This window comes from Flavobacterium pectinovorum (genome assembly GCF_006438875.1).
GTDB lineage: Bacteria > Bacteroidota > Bacteroidia > Flavobacteriales > Flavobacteriaceae > Flavobacterium > Flavobacterium pectinovorum_A.
The window spans coordinates 109,669-131,011 of record NZ_RCZH01000009.1 but is presented as its reverse complement, the minus strand read 5'-3'; the positions used below and the strand labels follow the sequence as shown (position 1 = coordinate 131,011).

Here is a 21,343-nt window from a genome sequence, read left to right as displayed (position 1 = left end):
CATTCAGTTTGCGGTAAAACTCAAACTCATTTTGCGGTTAAATAAACTTTTTATAAATTATCTAATCGTATATTTATTGTACGAAAGTTAAAAGTTTGATCGTTATTAACTTTAAATAAAGAAATACTTTATTATTTTTACCACATAATTTAAGCAAACTATGAGTTCTAACTTTGATAAATTTCAAAAGCGCAGGTTAATTTCCTCTTATTTTTCGGTTGTGTTAAGTGTATTTCTGGTATTATTCCTTTTAGGAGTATTGGGATTATTCATTATCAATTCTAGAAAACTGGCCAATGATTTTAAAGAAAAAATCGCAATGACGGTTTTCTTTAAAAATGAGGCTAATGATAGTGTGATAAAAGCATTCAACACCGAATTGAAAAGAGCACCTTTCGCAAGATCTTATGCTTATGTTTCTAAAGAAAAAGCCGCAAAAGAACATACCGATATTATTGGTGAAGATTTCCTAACCTTTTTGGGAGAAAATCCATTATTGAATTCGTATGACATTCACTTAAAAGCTGATTATGTTGAGAGAGACAGTATTTCTAAAATCGAAAGCAACTTACGTCAAAACACGATGATCGAAGATATTGTTTATGACAAACAATTGGTAAATCTGGTAAATGACAATATCAAAAAAGTAAGTATGTGGATTTTGATTATCAGCGGTTTCCTTGCGATAATTGCGGTTTTATTAATCAATAGCTCCTTACGTTTATCTATTCATTCGAATCGTTTTATTATCAAAACCATGCAAATGGTTGGTGCTACAAAATCGTTTATCCGTAAACCATTTGTAATGCGTAGTGTAAAATTAGGAATGTTAGGTGCGGGATTGGCTATTATTGCCTTAATTGGAGTTTTACTATATGTAGAAACCAATTTCCCGGGATTAGGAATTTTAGAAGACAAGGCGTTAATAGGATTGGTTTTATTAGCTGTTTTTGGATTAGGAGTTTTGATTACTTGGGTAAGTACACACTTTGCAACACAACGTTTCCTGAATTTAAGAACTGACGATCTTTATTAATTTCAGATTGTAGATTTTAGACTTTAGATTAAAAATAAACTTAAATAAAGAGGTTGAGATTGTTTCGTTCCTCGCAATGACAAAATGAAAGACAATAATAACAATACAGAACAACCACAAAAACAAGAATTCCTTTTTGATGGTATTAACTACAAAATCCTTTTGATCGGAATTGGTGTTATCGCCTTAGGTTTTATCTTAATGTCTGGTGGAGGAAGTGATAATCCGAATGTTTTTAATGAAGAAATTTTCAATTTTAGACGTATTCGTTTAGCGCCAACAACGGTTCTAATTGGTTTTGGAATCACTATTTATTCTATTTTCAAAAAATCTAAATAGACTTTCTTTAGACTGCTTAGACAACTTAGATCTTTAGATTAATCTCTTTAAAAAGTCTGACCTCTAAGAAGTCTAATAATCTAACAATCTAAATTAAATGAATACATTACAAGCTATCATTCTTGCCATAATTGAAGGAATCACAGAATTTTTACCTGTTTCTTCAACTGGTCACATGGTTATTGCTTCATCTTTTATGGGAATTGCAAAAGATGATTTTACAAAACTTTTTGAAATAGTTATTCAATTAGCTGCAATTTTATCAGTTGTAGTTATCTACTGGAAAAAATTCTTTGACTTTAGTAGAATTCAATTTTATATCAAATTAATCATTGCTGTTATTCCAGCTTTAATTATCGGTGGGCTTTTCAAAAAGCATATTGAGGCAATGCTGGAAACACCAATTTTTATTGCTATTATACTTTTACTTGGTGGAATTATTCTGATTTTTGTAGACAAATGGTTTACCAATCCAATTATTAATGACGACGCAGAGATAAGCAATAAAAAAGCTTTTTTAATTGGTTGCTACCAAACATTAGCAGTTGTTTTTCCAGGATTAAGTCGAAGCGCAGCTACAATAATTGGTGGAATGCAACAAGGATTAACTCGAAAAACAGCAGCCGAATTTTCATTTTTTCTTGCAGTACCAACCATGATGGCTGCAACAGTAAAAAGCATTTATGATGTTTATAAAAATTCTCCAGAAGTTTTAAGTACAGATAATTTAGGAATTTTAGCAATTGGAAACATTGTTGCTTTTATAGTAGCTTATGCGTCAATAAAATTTTTCATTGGATTTCTAACTAAAAATGGATTTAAATTTTTCGGATATTATCGAATAATTCTTGGAATTGCCTTATTGGTAATTCACTTTTTCATACATCCTCTAACAGTAAGCTAATGACAACTGAAGAATATTTAGACGGACAAATTTTACTGATAGACAAACCTTTAAAATGGAGTTCGTTTCAAGCTGTCAATAAATTAAAATACCTTTTGATCAATAAAGTCGGACTTCCAAAAAAGTTCAAAATTGGTCATGCCGGAACTTTAGATCCTTTGGCAACAGGTTTGTTATTGATTTGTACCGGAAAATTTACCAAACGAATTTCTGAACTTCAAGGTCAGGCCAAAGAATATACGGGAACTTTTTATATTGGAGCCACTACTCCATCGTATGATTTAGAAACCGAAATCGATGAAACTTTTTCAATTTCTCATATTGATGAAGTTTTGGTTCACGAAACAGTAAAACAGTTTCTTGGCGAAATCGATCAAAAACCACCAATTTTTTCTGCAATCAAAAAAGATGGAGTTCGTTTGTACGAACACGCACGCGCCGGAGAAACGGTAGAAATTGCTAGCAGAAAAACAACTATTCACGAATTCGAAATTACGAGAATTGCATTACCCGAAATTGATTTTAGAGTTGTTTGCAGTAAAGGAACTTACATTCGTTCTCTTGCTTTTGATTTTGGAAAGGCCATGAATTCAGGGTCGCATCTAACTGCTTTACGCCGAACTAAAATCGGAGATTATGACGTAAAAAATGCAATTGACATTACATTGTTTGAACAAAGTCTTCAATAAAAACATCCCAAATATGAAATATTTTTTGTCTACGTTTGTATTTGTTTTTTTTGCAAATTCATTTGTTCAGGCACAAAATAAAAAAATCACTTACATTCAATTTGACGTTTCTGCTTCCTTAACAGGTAATACTGAAAGATATGAATCAGAAGATTATCCCGGACAAAAAAATCAAGACTGGTTTGTTCCCGATGGTTTAGGCTCAAAAATTGGATACGGTGTTCAGTACAAAAAATGGATTACTCTGGGAATTCATAGCGGAGTAGATTGGAAATGGGACGATAAACTTGTTGCCGTTCCTATTTATCTAAATTTAGGATTTCACCCTAAAGTAGGCGAAAACACCAGACTAACAGCGCAAGCAGGTTATGGAAAAGGATTTGCATTAGGTCGCGGAAACTTAAGCGGAGAATATCGAAAACTAAGAATCGGAATAGGCACTGATGATTTCACTATCTTTATAGAAACTGCCCAATACGACATTGTACTTCACAATGAGGAAAGCATCAATAGTATTAATTTAGGTGTATCAATTCTAAGTTTTGATTATTAATTAATCTAATACGTCCTTAATTAGAATAAAACAAAAAGCACACTACAAATAAGGCAATAGTAATGTGCTCACTTCTAAGCTAAAGTAAAGTTATTCCATACTTGACCCTTTTTGGAATTAATAGTGAGGTATATTTTTTCCGCCAAACAATAAACCTGAAATAAAATCGTAAAACTTGTCGAATAACTTTTTCATGATAGTGTATTTTTTAATTGTTTAATATTAAAGAAACACCAATAAAAAGAGTAAGTCAGAAAGCAAATAGTAGAAGTGGGATTATATGAGCAAGTTACAAAATTTTAGGTTAGTTAAAAAATATTTTAATACATTTTTTACTGTCAAAATTCTAATTTTCAGTTGATTGCCCGAAAAACATAGCGTTTCAACGATTTTTTTAATGCAAAAATTACAATCGGTTATATTTAATATTTTCCATAATTTCAACTAATTCCTCCTGAACAGAAACTCCTTTATCTGCCAAATACCATAATTGCAAATCGGTTTTGATTTTTTCGTCAATAACACCAAATTCTTTTTTGTAGTTCGCCATTAATTCCGTAGCTCCTTTTGGTCTTGGTCCCCAATCGGCGCGAACAATTCCAGCTTCTTTACAAATTACGACAACTTTTGGGATTGCTCTTCCGCCATTAGTGAGATAATAACTCATCAAATCGTCATTTTGATCGCGCAATACAATCCTAAGATCAACTTTCTTATTCGATTCATGCGCCATTTTATCAATAATTGGAAGTATTTGAGCGGCATCGCCACACCATCCTTCAGATAATACCAGCCAAATATAATGATTGTCTAAGTTTTGTAGTTTCGAAATTACCTCTTCAGAAATCTTGATTGTTTTCTCCAATCGATTCATTCTGGCTTCATTCAGACTTGTATAATGGGTTAAACTCTCAGATTGTTCATTTCCTGTTGATTTCCCTTCTGACAATAAATCGGTAACTAATTTTCGATATTCTGCATAAGAATAACTGTTGAATAACGCTTTGGCTACAATACTTTTCATAAGGGTTCGTTTTGATTATGATAAATTTACAAATTAAAAGCAGACCCAAGAATGACATTTATCAGATTCAACAGAAATAAATTATAAAAGCTTTATTTCCATAAAAAGAAAAGAGCAATTAATTTTTTGTAAACATTATTTTTAAAAATCAGAATATGTCTATATTTGCACAAATTAACGCAACACGAACATGAAATATAAAAGAATTCTTCTAAAACTTAGCGGCGAAGCCTTAATGGGTGATTTACAATACGGAATTGACCCTAAAAGACTAGCCGAATATGCTGAAGAAATTAAGCAAATTCACAGTAAAGGAGTAGAAATTGCTATTGTTATTGGAGGAGGAAATATTTTTAGAGGCGTTGCCGGTGCAAGCGCGGGTATGGATAGAGTACAAGGCGATTATATGGGAATGCTTGCAACCGTAATTAACGGAATGGCGTTACAAGGCGCGCTTGAAGACAAAGGAATGAAAACGCGTTTACAAACTGCTTTGAAAATGGAATCTATTGCAGAACCATATATCAAAAGAAGAGCAGATCGTCACCTTGAGAAAGGAAGAATTGTAATTTTTGGAGCCGGAACCGGAAATCCATATTTCACAACTGATACTGCAGCAGTTTTAAGAGGAATTGAGATCAATGCTGATGTTATCCTAAAAGGAACACGTGTTGATGGTGTTTATGATTGTGATCCTGAAAAAAATGCTTCTGCAGTAAAATTCGATTTCATTTCGTTTGATGATGTTCTTAAAAAAGGACTTAACGTAATGGACACAACCGCTTTTACACTTAGTCAGGAAAACAAATTACCGATCGTTGTTTTTGATATGAACAAAATTGGTAACCTTTTGAAAATCTGTGAAGGCGAAAACATAGGAACGGTAGTAAATATATAGTCATCAGCAACAGTTTACAGTCGCAATTGCCGACCTGAACTGAAAACTGAGAATGAAAACTGAAAACTTAAAATAATGACTGAAGAAATAGAATTTATATTAGATAGTACAGAAGAATCAATGAATGGTTCGATTGCGCATTTAGAGAAAGAGTTTCTTAATATTCGTGCAGGAAAAGCTTCTCCGGCAATGCTTGGAAGTGTTTTTGTAGATTATTACGGTTCAGCAACACCACTTTCGCAAGTGTCAAAAATTAGTGTTCCTGATGCCAGAACAATCACATTGCAGCCTTTTGAAAAAAACATGCTGCACGTAATCGAAAAAGCAATTATGATTGCAAACATCGGTTTTAATCCAATGAATAATGGTGATGTAATCATTATTAGCGTTCCGCCTTTGACAGAAGAGCGTCGTAAAGATTTAGCAAAACAAGCAAAATCTGAGGCTGAAGATGCAAAAATTGGTGTTCGTAACGTGCGTAAAGATGCTAATACTGACATTAAAAAATTAGAAAAAGAAGGAACTTCAGAAGATGTTTGTAAATCAGCTGAGGAACAAGTTCAAAATCTAACCAATACTTATATCAGAAAAATTGACGAATTGTTGGCAGCAAAAGAAGCTGAAATCATGAAAGTTTAATTTTTGAAATAACAAATTAAAAATCCGTTTGGTTAAAATTATACCAGACGGATTTTTTTATTCTTATTTTTGCATACCAAAAACACATTGTTTTCGTTTTTGAAACTATAATCCTCTTATGAAGCTATTTTGTTTTTTGACTTTGTTCTTTACGCTTAGTATCCAGGCGCAATTTCAAATAAACGGAATTGTAACGGATCCAAATAACAAACCTCTTCCTTTTGCTACCATAACAACCCCGGACAACAACAATACTATTACAGATGTTGACGGAAAGTTTGATTTTAAAATAGCCGAGAAAACAACCACTTTTGCCGTTTCCTATATTGGTTTTCAAACTAAAATCATTGCGGTAACAGCAAACAAAAAGTTTTATTCTATTTCTCTTTCTCAAAAAACAGATGACTTAAAAGAAGTCGTTGTTTCTAACGAGAATCCGGCTTTGACCATAATAAGGAAAGTTATAGCCAATAAAAACCAAAACAATCCCCAAAAAAGGCTAAACAGTTTTGAATACAAAACATACAATAAACTGATTGTAACAGCAAATCCTGACTCTATTGATGGCAGAATTGATTCTTCTGCAGCGTATAAAGATTTCAATAAAAAAGAAATCAACATCGATTCCTCAGATTATAAGTTCAAGGAAATTATAAGCAAGCAGCACTTGTTTCAAACAGAGAAAGTTTCTCAGTATCAATTTGGAGATCACAAACTCAAAGAAACTGTTATGGGAACCAAAATTGCAGGGTTCAAACAGCCTATTTATGAGATTATTGCATTCAACTTGCAATCTATTTCGATTTACGATTCTAAATATGAATTGTTCGAAACCAAATATGAAAACCCAATTTCTAACAGTGCTACTTTAAATTACAACTACAAATTATTGGATACTGTAAATATAAAAGGACGCGAAACTTATATGATTTACTTTAAAAATAAACAAAAAAGAAGATCATCAGGTTTAGAAGGTGTTTTATATATTGATCAGGAAAATTTTGCTGTAGCCAAAGCGGTAATGCGAATAAAAGGCGTTCTGGACATTAGCGGAATCCATGAATTTGAATATGTCCCGAGTGAGAAAATCTGGTTTCAAAGCAACACAACATTCAAAATCGTAAAAGGAAAGAATGATGATGATATCAAGATTTTAGGCGGAACGATTCAGTTTGACGGAGATGTTGAAGATAATTTTGAACCGAGAAAAAAGTCTGCTTCTGATTTTACCTATTTACTTTCAGAGAGTAATAATTTTGATATCCATTACAACACAACCAGCCCAATAAAAAATCCATCTCTTTATATCGAAATTAAAGACGATGCCAGCAAAAAACCGGAAGAATTCTGGAATACCTACAGAAAAGAGATTTTGGACCTGAAAAGCCAAAAAACATATCAATTATTAGACAGTCTTTCTGTTAAGCGAAGAATTGAAAAGCGTTTAGGTCTTGGACGAAAAATTATTAATGGTTATTTCCCAATTGGACCTGTTGATTTGGACTTGAAAAAAATTATCAGTTACAATAATTATGAAGGTTTTCGTCTTGGTTTGGGCGGAATCACAAATGATCGTTTTTCTAAAAGCTTTAGAATTGAAGGATATTCTGCTTACGGAACCAAAGATGGCGAAGTTAAATACAGTATTGGTTCGGGCGTTTTGCTGGATAAAAGTACCAATACTTGGATAAACGGTTCTTATACAGATGATGTTCGTGAGATTGCAAGTACTGTTTTTGCGGTTGACAAACGTGTCTTTAAAATTTATGATCCACGACCAATTAACATTAGTACTTTCTACAAATACATTAGTTGGAAAGCCAACGTTCAGACTAAAATTATTCCGAAAACCGAAGCTGTTTTAGAATTAGCCCGAACATATGTTGAGCCGGAATTTGATTATCTTTTTAATCTAAACGGAAAATTGTACTCCAACTATATCATGACAACGGCAATGGTTTCGATTGTTTGGGCACCTTTTAGCGATTTCATGCAAACACCAACCGGAAGAAATGAGTCCGAAAAAAGATTCCCACGATTTACCTTTCAGTACACACAATCGTTACCAAATGTTTTAGAAAACGACTTTAATTTTGGCAAGATCGATTTCAAGACTGAGTATGAAAAAAAATATTTAAACGGTCAAAAAACCAGTTTACTCCTTCAGGGAGGTTACGCAATGGGCGATGTTCCAATTACGCATTTGTACAACACAATGCCTAATAACTTAACGAAAGAAACCGTTATTCAGCGTATTACTTTTGCGGGTAGAAACAGTTTTGAAACCATGTATTTTAATGAGTTTTTCTCCAGTCAATATATATTTTTCCAAATCAAACATGGTTTTGACCGAATTACAATCTTCAAAAAAGTTCGTCCATCATTGGTTCTTGTAACCCGAATGGCTTGGGGAAATATGAAAAATCCGGAACAACATGTTGGTCCAACATACAAAACACTGGACAAAGGTTTCTTTGAATCCGGTATCGAATTAAACAAGATTTTTAAAGGTTTCGGTCTGGGCGGATTTTATCGGTATGGACCAAATCAGTTATTGAAATTTGAAGACAATATCGCCGTTAAGATCTCTTATGTTCTTGATTTAGGGTTGTAATGTGACTTTTACATACAACTAACATAACCACAATCTTGTCATTCCGAAGAACGAGGGATGACAAGATTGGGTAAACCTTTGTCAAAGTTTTAAAACTTTGACAAAGGTGAATATCTAAAGACTCTCTAAATTTAGTTGTTAATTTTCAGGAGCTATTTCCTGCTGTCCACTATATCTTTTTATCCGCTAAAAAGCGAATAAAAAGGATGCCGTTCCCATCAGGGCTAGGGCTTTGGGTTTCAAAAGAAACTTTTCTCATTAATAAGAATWCCTAGTTTTTTTTTAGATTACCATTAACGTTTAGCAAGTTTTTCTTTAGGCTTTAATTTACCTTCTGTAGTCATATTGCCTCTTATTAAAATTACTGAATTCAATTTCCCATCCTTAAAGTCAAATTTCAACAAGTTTGGATAATCTATAATTTTAAATAATCCATTTTTAAGATACACTAACTCAGCATCATTTTTCCCTTTAAAATGTTCCACTAACAGAGATTCAACATAAAGTCGATTGTTCTTTTCTACAATTTTGGTTTCCACTCCCTGTCCATAAAGAAAATCATCATAAGTCCCAATTAGTTTTTCTTTTAGATCTAAAGGCATTTCCTGAATTTCTTCATTAGAAACTTTATTATCCCAACCCATCACACTCAGAATCTTTCTTTGAGTTTGAGTCATCACAGGAAAACGATTTGGTTTTTCGCCATTAGTTAGAAATGTAAAACCGTTTCCATCTTTCATAGTAGCAAAAACACTGCCTCCAACTCCTGTATTTGAACCATTACATATAAACCAATCATAGTTATTATATCCAAAGGACTTTTGCCATCCATAACTCCAGCCGCCCACAGCATCTTTTAAGGCGGTTACTTCTGTAACTTTTGTTGCAACATTATGAGAAATCACTTTATTGTTTTTATTGCGCAAAGCATTTTGCATCTCAATAGCAAATTTGGCCAAATCAGTAGGTGTAGACCACATTCCTGATGCGGCAACTTGCGGCGTGATTGGCAAACCTGTTCTAATAACCTTTTCATTTTCATCGTGAACGAAAGCTACATTCGTTGGAAATCCTTTTTCATCAGGCTGAATCATTGTAGTATTTTTCAAACCAAGAGGTGAAAAAATATATGCAGCAGCAAGTTCTGCGATAGATATATTAAAAGTGTCTTCTAATGCCATTTGAACAATTACATAACCGCCACCGCTATATTCCCAACTTGTTCCGGGCGTAAACAAGAATTCAATTTCTTTATCATAACGCGGAATCTTTCCTAAAAGACTTTGCTTTATTGTTGGTATTGTATCGCCTTCATAATAATCTGAGAATCCACCTTGACTTGTCCCAGCCGTATGATTAAGAAATTGTCTCCAGGTTGGGCTGTTATTTTCGGTAAACTTACTCTTTGGCAAATGCCAGCGTTTTAGATAACCATCTATTGGAGCGTCTAAATTAAGCAATCCTTTCTCTTCAAGCATAAAGCAAAGAAGCGCAGTAACAGGTTTTGAAATTGAAGCTGTAGAAAAAGTAGTTTTTTTATCTATTTTCTCTTTAGAATTTATTGATTTCACTCCAAATTGCTTTGAGTAAACAATCTCATAGTTTTCAAAAACAACAACACTAAATCCGGCAAGTTTATATTTTTCTAATTGTTTATCAATATTTAAACTGTCCGTAAGAAAGCTATAATCTCTTTCTTTTGATAATACTTTTTGGTTTGTTTGACCACTTGCAATTGTCACTACAAGAAGTAATAGGTAAATAATGTTTTTCATCGTATCGTAATTTTTAAGGTTAAAAATTTATTTCGATACAAAGATGTGGGAGAAATTAAACCTGTGCGACCGAATAAAAACACTCGAACGCATTTGTCACGAAAAATAAGTACGAATAATTAAAACTACGCGTACGAATAATTACAAAACACTGACTTTAAGCGCTTTTACGATAAACAGTTGGCGTATCACCGGTATGTTTTTTAAAAGCAGTATTAAAAGAAGATTTTGAATTAAAACCTACTTCATATAGAATTTCTAAAACAGTCATCTTACTTTTTGTAGTATCTTTTAAAATTTCCATAGCTTCCTCAATACGATAGGTATTAACGAAATCGTAAAAATGCTGTTCTAATTTATGATTAATTAAAAGAGATAAATCCCGAACAGGAATTTCAATAGTTGCAGAAACATCCTGAATCGTTAAAGAAGGATTTAGAAACGGTTTTTCTTCGACCATATAGTGCTGCAATTTCAATAATTCTTCGTTGTATTCTTTTTCACTTACAGCTAATTGCTCCTTATTTTTTTCTTCTAAAACAATATCCGAAACCAGTTTTAATTTCGAATCAATACTCCTAAACAAACCGGGATTATTTAATGCTTTAAACAAATACCAACAAACAATAAGCAACTGAAATACGAGAAGTCCAATTTTTATCCATTCAGAAATGTAGGGATAATCAGAGAACTTGAAAATATTTTTTAAAAGAGCGCCTGAATACAAAATAGTTAGTACAACTGTAAACTGAAACAGCCAATTATAAGAACTAATACTTGTACCTGCACAATTTTCCAGATATAGTTTTTTTGCTTTTCTTAAAACCATAAAAACAGCAATAATATATACAATTAACTGAACATGTATAAGAATATGATTGAACTGTATCTCAATCATTTTTTGATAACCTTTAATAAAATTAATTTTAGAAGTATCATCTACAGCATAAAAACGAGGTATCAAAATTGCATTTGCAATTACAAATGGAAGCAAATGCAATAAGTGTTTAGGTTTAAGCTTAAAATCAGAATAACAAACAGATAATACATATAGGTAAAAAACAGGAATTTGCAAGAAAGCAAATAAGCCTCTTAACATTCCAAAATTTGAAGGTTTATCAATTATTAAGTTAAATAAAGTTTGGCTGGTATCTATTGCGCATAATATTAAAAAAGCAGCAAAAAGATAATTACTTGTTTTATGCTTTGTTTTAACTGAAAACAAAAAAAATGCAAGAAATAATGAAATAAATAAGGAAACTACCGTTACAATAATTAATAAATCAATCTTAACATTCATTATCTTCTATTGGTATTATTAGGGTTTATAATTATTGCAACGCTTATAAATGCAAAACAAAGGTTTGCTAATCTATTCAAAAATAGTAAAATATTCTTTGGTTTTAGAAATTATAAATCTCACACTGACAATTTAAAAAACACATCTAAAAATCAGCAAATTAAACATAAAAAACATTCCATAATTATCTAAGAAAAAAACTATAAGGCACAAAAAAAAGTCTATAAATCAAGATTTATAGACTTAAAAATATTTGTGGAGAATACCGGATTCGAACCGGTCACCCCTTGCCTGCCAGGCAAGTACTCTAGCCAAATGAGCTAATCCCCCAAAGCGTTAGCAAATAAAGTCAATTAATTTTCAAAAAACAAATTTCAAATCGCTTCTCCCGAAAATATTTTGCAAAACCGTAACTTTACGATCAAATCTATTTTTATGAGTTCAGAAAATCAAAATGGTTCTTTAGAAACTACTTTTCATAATGCTGTCGCAACAGTACAATTTGGTCATCCCGCAAGCAATTCTTTTCCTCGTGAATTATTAAATCGTTTAACTGCCGAAATTAATTTATTAAGCCAAAAAGAAACCGTTTCAGTTATTGTTTTACAAAGCGAAGGCGCAAAAGCGTTTTGTTCCGGCGCCTCTTTTGATGAGCTTCTGGCGGTAGAAAATGAAGAACAGGGAAAAGAGTTTTTCTCCGGATTTGCTCATTTATTAAATGCAATGCGCACTTGTTCTAAAATAATTATTGGCCGCGTTCAGGGCAAAGCTGTTGGTGGCGGCGTTGGTATTATTGCTGCTTGCGATTATGCTATAGCTACAACGGAAAGTGCCATAAAACTATCTGAACTTGCCATTGGGATTGGTCCGTTTGTGATTGAGCCCGCAGTGACCCGAAAAATTGGAAAAACAGCAATGTCCGAAATGACACTTGCCGCACACGAATGGAAATCGGCAAACTGGGCGCTTCAAAACGGACTTTATGCATCGCTTCACGATGCAAATGAACTGGATATTGCCGTCAAAAATTTCGCAGAAAAACTAAGTTCATACAATCCTGAAGCTTTATTCGAAATGAAAAAAATTATCTGGGAAGGAACAGAACATTGGGAATCACTACTTGTTGAACGTGCCGCAATTACCGGAAAATTAGTTTTATCCGATTTCAGCAGAAATGCCTTGAGGCAATTTAAAAAATAGAAAGGGTAAATTCCAATATTTTTAAATTCCAAATTCCAATTGCATTCGATTCTTATTGGAATTTGGAATTTTTCTTTATTTGGAATTTATTATTTAAACGGTTATTAATTCGTAAATTTGCAACCTAAAATTCAAATCGATGAGTAATATCAGAATTACAAAACAATTTAGTTTCGAAACCGGACATGCTTTGTACGGTTATGATGGAAAATGCAAAAACGTTCACGGTCACAGTTATAAATTGTCGGTAACCGTTATTGGTTCGCCAATTATGGATCGATCAAATGTAAAATTCGGAATGGTAATTGATTTTTCGGATCTAAAGAAAATTGTAAAAGAAGAGATTGTCGATCAGTTTGATCACGCTACGGTTTTTAACGAAACAACTCCGCATATCGAATTGGCAAATGAATTAAAAAATCGTGGCCATCACGTTATTTTAGTTGATTATCAGCCAACCAGCGAAAATATGGTTGTAGATTTTGCCGATAGAATCATTGCACGTTTGCCTGCCGGAATTTCTCTTTTTTCACTAAAACTTCAAGAAACTGAATCGTCGTTTGCCGAATGGTACGCTTCTGATAATATCTAAAAATTAAATTCCAATCCTGAAGTTTTAGGATAAATTCCAAATTCCAAGCGTTGAGTCGCTTAACTCATAACCAATAACTTATAACTTCTTCAATGAAAAAAGTATATTTCGCTTCTGATCAGCATTTTGGAGCTCCAACTCCCGAATTGAGTTTGCCTCGTGAACAAAAATTTGTTGCTTGGTTAGATGTCGTAAAACAAGATGCAGAAGCTATTTTTTTATTAGGTGATTTATTTGATTTTTGGTTCGAATACAAAACCGTTATTCCAAAGGGTTTTGTACGCGTTTTAGGCAAACTGGCCGAAATTCGTGACAGTGGAATTCCGATTTATTTTTTTGTGGGAAACCATGATTTATGGATGAATGATTACTTTCAAACTGAATTAAACATTCCGGTTTATCATGATAACAAAGAATTTACCTTCAACGGAAAAACTTTTTTAATTGGTCATGGCGACGGAAAAGGTCCCGGAGACAAAGGCTATAAACGAATGAAAAAGGTATTTACAAATCCGTTTTCAAAATGGCTTTTCCGTTGGTTACATCCTGATGTTGGTGTGAGTTTAGCCCAATATTTATCCGTAAAAAACAAATTGATTTCAGGAGATGAAGATGTAAAATTTCTGGGTGAAGAAAACGAATGGCTGGTTTTGTATGCAAAACGCAAACTTGAAACTAAACATTATAATTATTTCATTTTCGGACATCGCCACTTACCTATGATTATTCCTGTGGGAGAAGAATCAAAATACATAAATCTGGGCGACTGGATTGGGTATTTTACCTATGGTGTTTTTGATGGTGAAACTTTTGAACTTCAAAAATTCGAACAATAATTATTTCTGATTCGCTGGATAAATTCCAATTTTGTGCGTTCTCAAAATATAATTCGATAATTGTTTACTATTAGAAAGTTGAAATTTAATGGCTCCCGATGATTTTTTCGGCATATGACATTCTACACAATTAGTAGCCAATAAGCTTCCTGACATTGTTTTTAGAGTCGTTTCAGTATGTTTTAAACCCTGATGACAACTCATGCAAATTTTAGAATACGAAGCTATGTTTTTAGAAGCATTTTCGTGAGGATTATGACAGGTGATACAATCCATTTTTTCGCTATTAATGAAACATTTGCTTTGCGACATCAAACGAAATTGATTTCCGTGTACATCGAATTTTGCTGTATCAGTGATACTTCTTGTTTCTCTATAAAAGTCAGACAAACTATTTCCGGGTTTAAAATCAAAACGGGATTTCAATTTCATTCCGTCATTTCCTGCGTGACAAAGTGCACAAGCATCGAGTTTTTGTTCCCGATTTAATGATTTATAACTTGTAATACTATTGGCAACTTTTACATCTGGATTTTTAACATGAAATTCAACATGTGCCTTTGCTGGTCCATGGCAACGCTCACAATCAATTCCATAAACAATTGTTTTAGGATCAATAATATCTTCAACGTCCATAGACATAAAAGTTTTTTCTGTTGATTTCTGCCCTACATTTCGACTACTAATATTTGAAGCATGGCAGGAATAGCAATCCTTCATCACCATTCGGTCAAAATAAGGTTTATCAGCAGGAAATCCCGGACTTGTAGCCCAACCTTTTATAGAACTATAATAAGAAACAGGTAATTCATAAGTATTATTTTCGCGCCAATAAACGGAAGTTTGAGCATGTTTAGTGCCAAAAACGATTTCAAAACGATGCGCTTCAACTTCTTTTCCGTTTTTATACAAAACCTGATAAAGACTGTCATTGCGTTGTTCCATAACCAATTTGGTGTTTTTATCATAGATAAAAACGTGATCTTTTTTATCAAAATCACCCAGAACATTACCTAAAATTGCAGGAGCAGTTGCCTTAAAGTGAGAACTTTGCAAAGCCATGTCATATTGTGTTTTATGACAATCAATACAACTTTCTGAACCTGCGTAATCAGTGCCGCGAGGATCAATATATTCATCAGATTTGTTTGTGCAGTTTGATAAAAAAACGGCCAAAACAAGTATAGCAAAGAAAATGCATGTTTTTTTCATTGCTGTAAATATACTTTTTTTTGTATAAAATCAAAATACATTTCAATAATGAAAAATTGTTGTTAAAATATTTAGAATGTTTCTTAATTCATCCCAACTCCGTAAACATATTCATCCAGATCAATTCGGAATAAAGAACCTTCAACCAAATCTTTAATCGATTTAAGTTCTGTCATAGAAACAGCCAGATCTATAGAATTACAAGGCGTTTTCAATAAAAATTTATGGCACGAATATTTTAATTCGCAAGCTTCGCAACAAGCATTTTCGATCATACTATCTTCGATTAAATCGCAAAAATGATTTAATTCCTGAACTGTAAAATAGAAACCGGTTTCCTTAAATACCAATTGTACTTTGTCTAGTATAGTTGTATTTTCCTTTTTCCAGTAAAAGGAAATTCCGAAGTTGTTATGATATATTTGCTCTATTTCTCTCATCGTAAAACATTTTATTCCAACAAATATAAATATTATTTATATTAATTCTAAATAAAAGATTCATAAAATATTGCAAAAAAAATATTCTACCATATAAGTTATATAAGTTCATTTAAGTTTTCTCAATCATGCTTAAATGAACTTATATAACTTATATGGTGAATCCGCTTACTTTAGCCACTTTTTTATATCTGATAGAAATTCATTTTGCTGGTCAACAAATAAATAGTGCGAGCAATTGTTTAATAAAGCAAAATGGTTATCGCCAACTAAACTTTTAATAGAATTGATTTGTCCGGTTGAAAAAACTCCGTCTTCTTTACCATAAATAGCAAAAACGGGAATTCCTTTGGCTTTTATTTTCTTCAAAGATGATCTTGTGTCAATATTGTTTTTCTTTTCGTTTTGATAGAAAAGTAATGGGGCGTTTTTATTTCGGATATTGTTTTTGAAAAATTCGCCTGCTTCGTAATCGGCATATAATTTTTTTGATGCTTCGGTAGGATTTGGCATTTTAAAGTAACCATTTTCTCCAGCCAAATCAAAACAGGCTTTTCTATATTCAGCTGAATTTTTATTCAATTTTTCAATAGAGCTTATTTTCTTAAGTCCCTCAGAATTTAGATTCTTAGTATATTTTTTAGTCAGGGAATTTAAAATATGATCATAAGTTTCCTGTTGGGAAAATAAAGCGCCAGCCAAAACAAGTGCGCTTACATTCTGTGGATACTTTTCGGTATAAAGAGTTGCAACCAAACCTCCAAAACTATGACTTAAAAGTATCGCTTTACTTAAATGATATTCTTTATAAATGGCATTTAAATCCTGAAAAGCTTCCTGATAAGTAAATTTTGCCTCAGGATCAGCAGATCTTCCCTCGCCTCTTCTATCATAAACAAAGACATAAAATCCCAGATCAGCCAATTTTTGAGCCGTTGTACTTTCAAACAAAGTCGAATTTCCACTTGGTCCGCCGTGAATAAAAATGACAGCTTTGTCTTTTTCGTTTCCGTATGTTTTAATGTATAGATTTTGTCCATTTGCAAAAAAGGAAAGTATAAAAAAGAAAGGCAATAGTATTTTTTTCATTATTCAGTATTTTGATATTGACTTTTAGAAACAGAAAATTTACTTCATAAGCACAAAAATAGTTGTGTCTTTTTCAATATATTGATCTTCTTTAAGATCATAATCTTTTAATACGAGATGTATTTCTAAATAGTTTTCGCGAAGTTGAACATCCTTTTTCTTCAAATAAATGTTTTTATCGAAATTAAATTCTGCTGCTTTTTCTTCAAATAAAAACATCTTTTTTTTGACCACTTCATAGTCACAACATCTACCAAGTAATCCTCCGAATTTTTTATTAATAACAATTTCATTGTTTTCAAATCGAACATCACTCGGCACAAAGAAAAAAAGAAACAACGATCCTAATATTGCTCCAGAAATTCCGTCTATTAACCAGCTTAAGCCAATTAAAATGGGCGAAAACACATATAACGAAAAGTAAAAAGACAACTTTTTAAAAGGCTTTAGATATAAAAAAAATAATAGCAGACCTGAGGTATAAAGTGAAATTTTAAATAACAAAATTAAATTCCCAATTAAACTTAGACCAAAAATGATCTTAATACAGAAATTAATCAGCAAAAGAATTATTGATGCTAAATGTATTTTCAGAAATACTTTTTTCAGTTTTCTCATTCCATATTTTGGTGATCTTCCATATCCTTATTAAGATCTAATTTTCTAAATGTCGGTGATTTTAATGCTGTTACAATAACAGTCAAAAGCGTAATGCTTCCTCCAAAAACAACAGATGTTACGGTGCCCATTAATTTAGCTGTTGCGCCACTTTCAAAAGCACCTAATTCATTAGAAGATCCAACAAAAATTGAATTTACAGCACCAACGCGTCCTCGCATATGATCGGGAGTTTTAAGCTGTAAAATCGTCTGACGGATTACTACAGAAATTCCGTCAGCAAGTCCACTCAAAAATAAAGCGAAAACAGAAAGCCAAAATGACGTAGAAAGACCAAATAGGATGATCGATAATCCAAAAACAAATATGGCTATTAGAAGTTTCTTTCCTGCATTTTTATATAAAGGCACATAAGCAGAAACGAGCATCGTAATAAAAGCTCCTACTGCAGGAGCAGCCCTTAAAATACCAAAACCTTCAGCCCCGACTTTTAAGATATCTTGGGCAAAAACAGGTAATAACGCTACAGCACCTCCAAAAAGCACTGCAATCATGTCAAGTGATAAGGCACCTAAAACAATTTGGTTTTTAAATACGAAATTTAAACCTTCTGTAAGACTATCTTTTATCGATTCTCCAATCTTTGGATTTGTGATTGGTTTTTTACTGATTTGTGATAAGGCAATTAAAGAAAGAATTGAGAATCCAAAAACCAGACACATTGACCAGTGAACACCAATCCAGTTAATTGAGAATCCAGCCAACGCTGGCCCCATAACGGCTCCAATTTGCCAAACCGAACTGCTCCATGTAGCAGCATTTGGATATGCTTTTTTAGGAATAATAAGCGATAGAAGAGAGAAAATTGTTGGACCAAGAAAAGCTCTGACTAATCCTCCCCAAAAAACTAAAGTATAAATGGAATACAAAATAACAGTTGGAGATAAATCGCCAACAACTTTTGGCCAGGTCACTAAAAACAATCCAAAACTAATTACAGAAAATCCCAGAATACATTTTACCAGTAATCCCTTCTTTTCCTTTTGATCCACAATATGTCCGGCAAATAATGCCATCCCTACAGCGGGAATAACTTCCATTAAACCAATAATTCCTAATGAAAGCGGGTTTTTAGTTAAACTGTAAACTTCCCATTCTATAACGATAAACTGCATAGCCCAGGCAAAAACCATGGCAAAACGCAATAATAAAAAAACATTAAATTCTCTGTAACGCAAAGCCTGATAAGGATCTTGCTTCTTTTCTTTATTTTTCATCTGTTCTAATATCTTTAAGCATAAGTTGAGTCGAAACAGTTCCGTTCCACTCGTTTTCAGCCAATGAATAGGCTAACTCAAAAGGTTTTTGATTTTTTACAATGTCTAATTTTTTTCCCAGACCAAAACCAATAGCGGCAATTCCATCTGAGTTATGTTGTTTTACAAAAAGTCTCAAATGTTCCTCTTCACTACCCAAAGTTTTGGCATAACCTGTATCTTTTACATTTTTAGTCATAAAAACAGGCGTCATATTAAGAGGTCCAAAAGGCTCAAATTGTTTTAGAATCCGAACTAATTTTGGTGTAATATCCGTAAAGTCAATTTCGGCATCCACTTCTATTTCCGGAGTTCGCATTTCCGGCAAAATGGTTTCCTGTACTTGTCTTTCAAAAGCAGCTTTAAAGATTTTATAGTTTTCGGCTTTCAAAGTCATTCCTGCCGCATACATATGTCCTCCAAATTGTTCCAAATGCTCCGAACAAGCATCAAGAGCATTGTAGACATCAAATCCTTTTACAGATCTTGCAGAAGCGGCATATTTATCACCACTTTTAGTAAATACTAAAGTTGGTCGGTAATAGGTTTCGATAAGTCTTGAAGCCACAATTCCGATAACGCCTTTGTGCCAGTCTTCTTGAAAAACAACAGTCGAAAACCTTTCTTGTTCGTTGTTTGTCAGGATTTGCTGAAAGGCTTCTTTGGTAATTTGCTTGTCTAAATCTTTTCGATCCGAATTGTATTGTTCAATTTCAGACGCAAATTGTTGTGCTTGCTCAAAATTAAATTCCGTCAATAATTCAACGGCATGATTACCATGTTTAATTCTTCCGGCAGCATTTATTCGGGGTGAAATAATAAAAACAACATCGGTAATATCCAACGTTTTCTTCTTTACCTGATGTACCAAAGCTTTAATTCCCGGTCTTGGATCAGAATTAATAACCTGCAATCCATAATAAGCCAAAACTCTGTTTTCGCCTGTTATTGGTACAATATCCGCCGCAATTGCTGTAGCAACTAAATCCAGATACGGAATTAAATCTTCAATCGTTTCGTTTCTATTTGTTCCTAATGCCTGAATCAATTTAAAACCAACACCGCAACCGCACAATTCATCATAAGGATACGAACAATCTTCTCTTTTTGGGTCTAAAATCGCAATCGCATCCGGAAGAAATTCTCCAGGTCTGTGGTGATCACAAATAATAAAGTCGATGTTTTTTTCTTTTGCGTAGGCAATATGATCAATGGATTTAATACCACAATCGAGCGCAATGATTAACGAAAATCCATTATCATCGGCAAAATCAATTCCTTTAAAAGAAATTCCGTAACCTTCGGCATAACGATCCGGAATATAAGTAGCAATATTAGGATAATGCGATTTTAAATAGGCAGAAACCAATGAAACTGCCGTTGTTCCGTCGACATCATAATCTCCAAAAACAAGGATATTTTCCTGATTTTCAATTGCCAACTCGATTCGTGCAACCGCTTTATCCATATCTTTCATCAAGAATGGATCATGAAGATGTTCTAGCGAAGGACGAAAGAAATTCTTGGCATCTTCAAAAGTTTCGATACCACGCTGAATCAAAAGCGTTGCTACAAAATCTTCTACATTTAGGGCTTGCGCCAAATGTTTGATTTTATCTTCAGAAGGTTTTGTTTTTAAGGTCCAACGCATGGTTGATTTTAGATTTTAGAGTGTTGATTTTAGATTGTAAAAATCGAAAATCGTTTAATCAGAAAGGTGATTTTTTTTTCTAATGCCACAGATTAAAGGATTTAAAAAGGATTTTTTTAATCTGTGTTAATCTGTGAAATCTGTGGCAAAGACATTCGGGTTTTACCTTTGTCAAAGTTTTAAACTTTGACAAAGGTTTTTACTGTTACTTTAATTCCAAAGCACTTCCATCAAACTGAATTCCGCTCCAGCCTGTGTTGATGAAGTTTCTAATATTTTGGTGATTTGTTCCGTTTGGATCTCCCAGAACTTCTTCAAAATAATAAGCACCAAAACACGCCAACGTTTCTTCTTTACTTAAGTTTTGCAATTTGGCGAAAGCAAATAATTTACAAGAACCTGAGTTTTCTCCGGCTGCATTGTGTTGTGTTCCGTTTTGAAAAGCTGTTGGAGTAAAATTGTAATTTTCTTCGATTACTGCAATAGTTTCCGGGAATGTTATTTCGGTTGGAGTTTGTTTTAGTTTTTCTAAAAAGGCTTGAATGCTCATGATTATAATTTATTTTTTTTAGCCACGACCCGAGCGACAGCGAACTGGCGAAGCAATTCCACTAATTG

The 21,343-nt window shown here is 33.0% G+C and carries 21 protein-coding genes and 1 tRNA gene; 11 read left to right on the top strand and 11 right to left on the bottom strand.

Annotated elements, in window-relative coordinates; translation table 11 throughout:
* Positions 1-160 precede the first annotated feature (160 nt).
* From EAH81_RS14910 to EAH81_RS14890, 5 genes are all read left to right on the top strand, one after another.
* Positions 161-1,036: a cell division protein FtsX gene (locus EAH81_RS14910; protein ID WP_140508457.1), complete on the top strand. Its 876-nt coding sequence runs from the start codon at positions 161-163 to the stop codon at positions 1,034-1,036.
* A gap of 84 nt (positions 1,037-1,120) precedes the next feature.
* The gene (locus EAH81_RS14905; protein ID WP_140508455.1) at positions 1,121-1,375 is read left to right on the top strand and encodes a DUF3098 domain-containing protein; all 255 of its coding nucleotides are present in this window, start codon (positions 1,121-1,123) and stop codon (positions 1,373-1,375) included.
* Positions 1,376-1,472: 97 nt separating this feature from the next.
* Positions 1,473-2,279: an undecaprenyl-diphosphate phosphatase gene (locus EAH81_RS14900; RefSeq protein WP_140508453.1), complete on the top strand. Its 807-nt coding sequence runs from the start codon at positions 1,473-1,475 to the stop codon at positions 2,277-2,279.
* Positions 2,279-2,968 (top strand): tRNA pseudouridine(55) synthase TruB, encoded by a 690-nt coding sequence (truB, locus tag EAH81_RS14895; protein ID WP_140508451.1) that lies wholly within the window; start codon positions 2,279-2,281, stop codon positions 2,966-2,968. Before EAH81_RS14900 ends, truB begins: the two co-directional genes overlap by 1 nt.
* Before the next feature lie 13 nt (positions 2,969-2,981).
* The gene (locus EAH81_RS14890) at positions 2,982-3,521 is read left to right on the top strand and encodes a hypothetical protein (RefSeq protein WP_140508449.1); all 540 of its coding nucleotides are present in this window, start codon (positions 2,982-2,984) and stop codon (positions 3,519-3,521) included.
* A 406-nt stretch (positions 3,522-3,927) separates the two neighbouring features.
* Here the strand turns inward: EAH81_RS14890 and EAH81_RS14885 are convergent, their stop codons facing one another.
* Positions 3,928-4,545, bottom strand: a complete 618-nt coding sequence (locus tag EAH81_RS14885; protein WP_140508447.1) for a thioredoxin family protein — start codon at positions 4,543-4,545, stop codon at positions 3,928-3,930.
* A gap of 190 nt (positions 4,546-4,735) precedes the next feature.
* Here EAH81_RS14885 and pyrH point away from each other — a divergent pair, with 190 nt between their 5' ends.
* From pyrH to EAH81_RS14870, 3 genes are all read left to right on the top strand, one after another.
* Positions 4,736-5,443 carry a UMP kinase gene (pyrH, locus tag EAH81_RS14880; protein WP_026983543.1) on the top strand — a complete coding sequence of 236 codons (708 nt, stop codon included), beginning with the start codon at positions 4,736-4,738 and terminating at the stop codon, positions 5,441-5,443.
* A 75-nt stretch (positions 5,444-5,518) separates the two neighbouring features.
* Positions 5,519-6,082 (top strand): ribosome recycling factor, encoded by a 564-nt coding sequence (gene frr / locus EAH81_RS14875; RefSeq protein WP_140508445.1) that lies wholly within the window; start codon positions 5,519-5,521, stop codon positions 6,080-6,082.
* A gap of 118 nt (positions 6,083-6,200) precedes the next feature.
* Positions 6,201-8,696, top strand: a complete 2,496-nt coding sequence (locus EAH81_RS14870; RefSeq protein ID WP_140508443.1) for a DUF5686 family protein — start codon at positions 6,201-6,203, stop codon at positions 8,694-8,696.
* Between the two features lie 293 nt (positions 8,697-8,989).
* On the opposite strand, the gene EAH81_RS14865 is transcribed toward EAH81_RS14870, so the two are convergent.
* From EAH81_RS14865 to EAH81_RS14855, 3 genes are all read right to left on the bottom strand, one after another.
* On the bottom strand, positions 8,990-10,471 hold the full coding sequence (locus tag EAH81_RS14865) for a serine hydrolase domain-containing protein (protein ID WP_140508440.1): 1,482 nt from the start codon (positions 10,469-10,471) through the stop codon (positions 8,990-8,992).
* Positions 10,472-10,628: 157 nt separating this feature from the next.
* The gene (locus EAH81_RS14860) at positions 10,629-11,570 is read right to left on the bottom strand and encodes a helix-turn-helix domain-containing protein (protein WP_241676570.1); all 942 of its coding nucleotides are present in this window, start codon (positions 11,568-11,570) and stop codon (positions 10,629-10,631) included.
* A 457-nt stretch (positions 11,571-12,027) separates the two neighbouring features.
* Positions 12,028-12,101 (bottom strand) — tRNA-Ala (locus EAH81_RS14855).
* A gap of 105 nt (positions 12,102-12,206) precedes the next feature.
* Here EAH81_RS14855 and EAH81_RS14850 point away from each other — a divergent pair.
* The 3 genes from EAH81_RS14850 to EAH81_RS14840 all read left to right on the top strand — a co-directional run bounded on the left by EAH81_RS14850 (position 12,207) and on the right by EAH81_RS14840 (position 14,399).
* Positions 12,207-12,971 carry an enoyl-CoA hydratase/isomerase family protein gene (locus EAH81_RS14850; RefSeq protein WP_140508436.1) on the top strand — a complete coding sequence of 255 codons (765 nt, stop codon included), beginning with the start codon at positions 12,207-12,209 and terminating at the stop codon, positions 12,969-12,971.
* Between the two features lie 139 nt (positions 12,972-13,110).
* Positions 13,111-13,563: a 6-pyruvoyl trahydropterin synthase family protein gene (locus EAH81_RS14845; protein WP_140508434.1), complete on the top strand. Its 453-nt coding sequence runs from the start codon at positions 13,111-13,113 to the stop codon at positions 13,561-13,563.
* A gap of 92 nt (positions 13,564-13,655) precedes the next feature.
* The gene (locus tag EAH81_RS14840) at positions 13,656-14,399 is read left to right on the top strand and encodes a UDP-2,3-diacylglucosamine diphosphatase (protein ID WP_140508431.1); all 744 of its coding nucleotides are present in this window, start codon (positions 13,656-13,658) and stop codon (positions 14,397-14,399) included.
* On the opposite strand, the gene EAH81_RS14835 is transcribed toward EAH81_RS14840, so the two are convergent.
* From EAH81_RS14835 to EAH81_RS14805, 7 genes are all read right to left on the bottom strand, one after another.
* Positions 14,400-15,611: a cytochrome c3 family protein gene (locus EAH81_RS14835; protein ID WP_140508429.1), complete on the bottom strand. Its 1,212-nt coding sequence runs from the start codon at positions 15,609-15,611 to the stop codon at positions 14,400-14,402.
* 83 nt (positions 15,612-15,694) lie between these two features.
* Positions 15,695-16,051, bottom strand: a complete 357-nt coding sequence (locus EAH81_RS14830; RefSeq protein ID WP_140508427.1) for a hypothetical protein — start codon at positions 16,049-16,051, stop codon at positions 15,695-15,697.
* Positions 16,052-16,219: 168 nt separating this feature from the next.
* Positions 16,220-17,140 carry an alpha/beta fold hydrolase gene (locus EAH81_RS14825; RefSeq protein ID WP_140508424.1) on the bottom strand — a complete coding sequence of 307 codons (921 nt, stop codon included), beginning with the start codon at positions 17,138-17,140 and terminating at the stop codon, positions 16,220-16,222.
* A 39-nt stretch (positions 17,141-17,179) separates the two neighbouring features.
* Complete coding sequence (locus EAH81_RS14820; protein WP_140508422.1) at positions 17,180-17,644, bottom strand: hypothetical protein; 465 nt, start codon at positions 17,642-17,644, stop codon at positions 17,180-17,182.
* A gap of 110 nt (positions 17,645-17,754) precedes the next feature.
* Positions 17,755-19,035 carry an MFS transporter gene (locus EAH81_RS14815; protein WP_140508420.1) on the bottom strand — a complete coding sequence of 427 codons (1,281 nt, stop codon included), beginning with the start codon at positions 19,033-19,035 and terminating at the stop codon, positions 17,755-17,757.
* Positions 19,025-20,725, bottom strand: coding sequence for a single-stranded-DNA-specific exonuclease RecJ (gene recJ / locus EAH81_RS14810; protein WP_140508418.1), 1,701 nt, complete (start codon positions 20,723-20,725; stop codon positions 19,025-19,027). Before recJ ends, EAH81_RS14815 begins: the two co-directional genes overlap by 11 nt.
* Before the next feature lie 205 nt (positions 20,726-20,930).
* Positions 20,931-21,275, bottom strand: coding sequence for a HopJ type III effector protein (locus tag EAH81_RS14805; protein ID WP_140508416.1), 345 nt, complete (start codon positions 21,273-21,275; stop codon positions 20,931-20,933).
* Between the last annotated feature and the right edge of the window lie 68 nt (positions 21,276-21,343).

Coding starts and splice junctions, on each gene's coding strand:
- EAH81_RS14905 (WP_140508455.1), top strand. CDS start 1,121: ATGAAAGACAATAATAACAATACAGAACAACCACAAAAACAAGAATTC.
- EAH81_RS14835 (WP_140508429.1), bottom strand. CDS start 15,611: ATGAAAAAAACATGCATTTTCTTTGCTATACTTGTTTTGGCCGTTTTT.
- EAH81_RS14900 (WP_140508453.1), top strand. CDS start 1,473: ATGAATACATTACAAGCTATCATTCTTGCCATAATTGAAGGAATCACA.
- frr (WP_140508445.1), top strand. CDS start 5,519: ATGACTGAAGAAATAGAATTTATATTAGATAGTACAGAAGAATCAATG.
- EAH81_RS14805 (WP_140508416.1), bottom strand. CDS start 21,275: ATGAGCATTCAAGCCTTTTTAGAAAAACTAAAACAAACTCCAACCGAA.
- pyrH (WP_026983543.1), top strand. CDS start 4,736: ATGAAATATAAAAGAATTCTTCTAAAACTTAGCGGCGAAGCCTTAATG.
- EAH81_RS14825 (WP_140508424.1), bottom strand. CDS start 17,140: ATGAAAAAAATACTATTGCCTTTCTTTTTTATACTTTCCTTTTTTGCA.
- EAH81_RS14830 (WP_140508427.1), bottom strand. CDS start 16,051: ATGAGAGAAATAGAGCAAATATATCATAACAACTTCGGAATTTCCTTT.
- EAH81_RS14845 (WP_140508434.1), top strand. CDS start 13,111: ATGAGTAATATCAGAATTACAAAACAATTTAGTTTCGAAACCGGACAT.
- truB (WP_140508451.1), top strand. CDS start 2,279: ATGACAACTGAAGAATATTTAGACGGACAAATTTTACTGATAGACAAA.
- EAH81_RS14840 (WP_140508431.1), top strand. CDS start 13,656: ATGAAAAAAGTATATTTCGCTTCTGATCAGCATTTTGGAGCTCCAACT.
- EAH81_RS14850 (WP_140508436.1), top strand. CDS start 12,207: ATGAGTTCAGAAAATCAAAATGGTTCTTTAGAAACTACTTTTCATAAT.
- EAH81_RS14865 (WP_140508440.1), bottom strand. CDS start 10,471: ATGAAAAACATTATTTACCTATTACTTCTTGTAGTGACAATTGCAAGT.
- EAH81_RS14870 (WP_140508443.1), top strand. CDS start 6,201: ATGAAGCTATTTTGTTTTTTGACTTTGTTCTTTACGCTTAGTATCCAG.
- EAH81_RS14885 (WP_140508447.1), bottom strand. CDS start 4,545: ATGAAAAGTATTGTAGCCAAAGCGTTATTCAACAGTTATTCTTATGCA.
- EAH81_RS14815 (WP_140508420.1), bottom strand. CDS start 19,035: ATGAAAAATAAAGAAAAGAAGCAAGATCCTTATCAGGCTTTGCGTTAC.
- recJ (WP_140508418.1), bottom strand. CDS start 20,725: ATGCGTTGGACCTTAAAAACAAAACCTTCTGAAGATAAAATCAAACAT.
- EAH81_RS14890 (WP_140508449.1), top strand. CDS start 2,982: ATGAAATATTTTTTGTCTACGTTTGTATTTGTTTTTTTTGCAAATTCA.
- EAH81_RS14860 (WP_241676570.1), bottom strand. CDS start 11,570: ATGTTAAGAGGCTTATTTGCTTTCTTGCAAATTCCTGTTTTTTACCTA.
- EAH81_RS14910 (WP_140508457.1), top strand. CDS start 161: ATGAGTTCTAACTTTGATAAATTTCAAAAGCGCAGGTTAATTTCCTCT.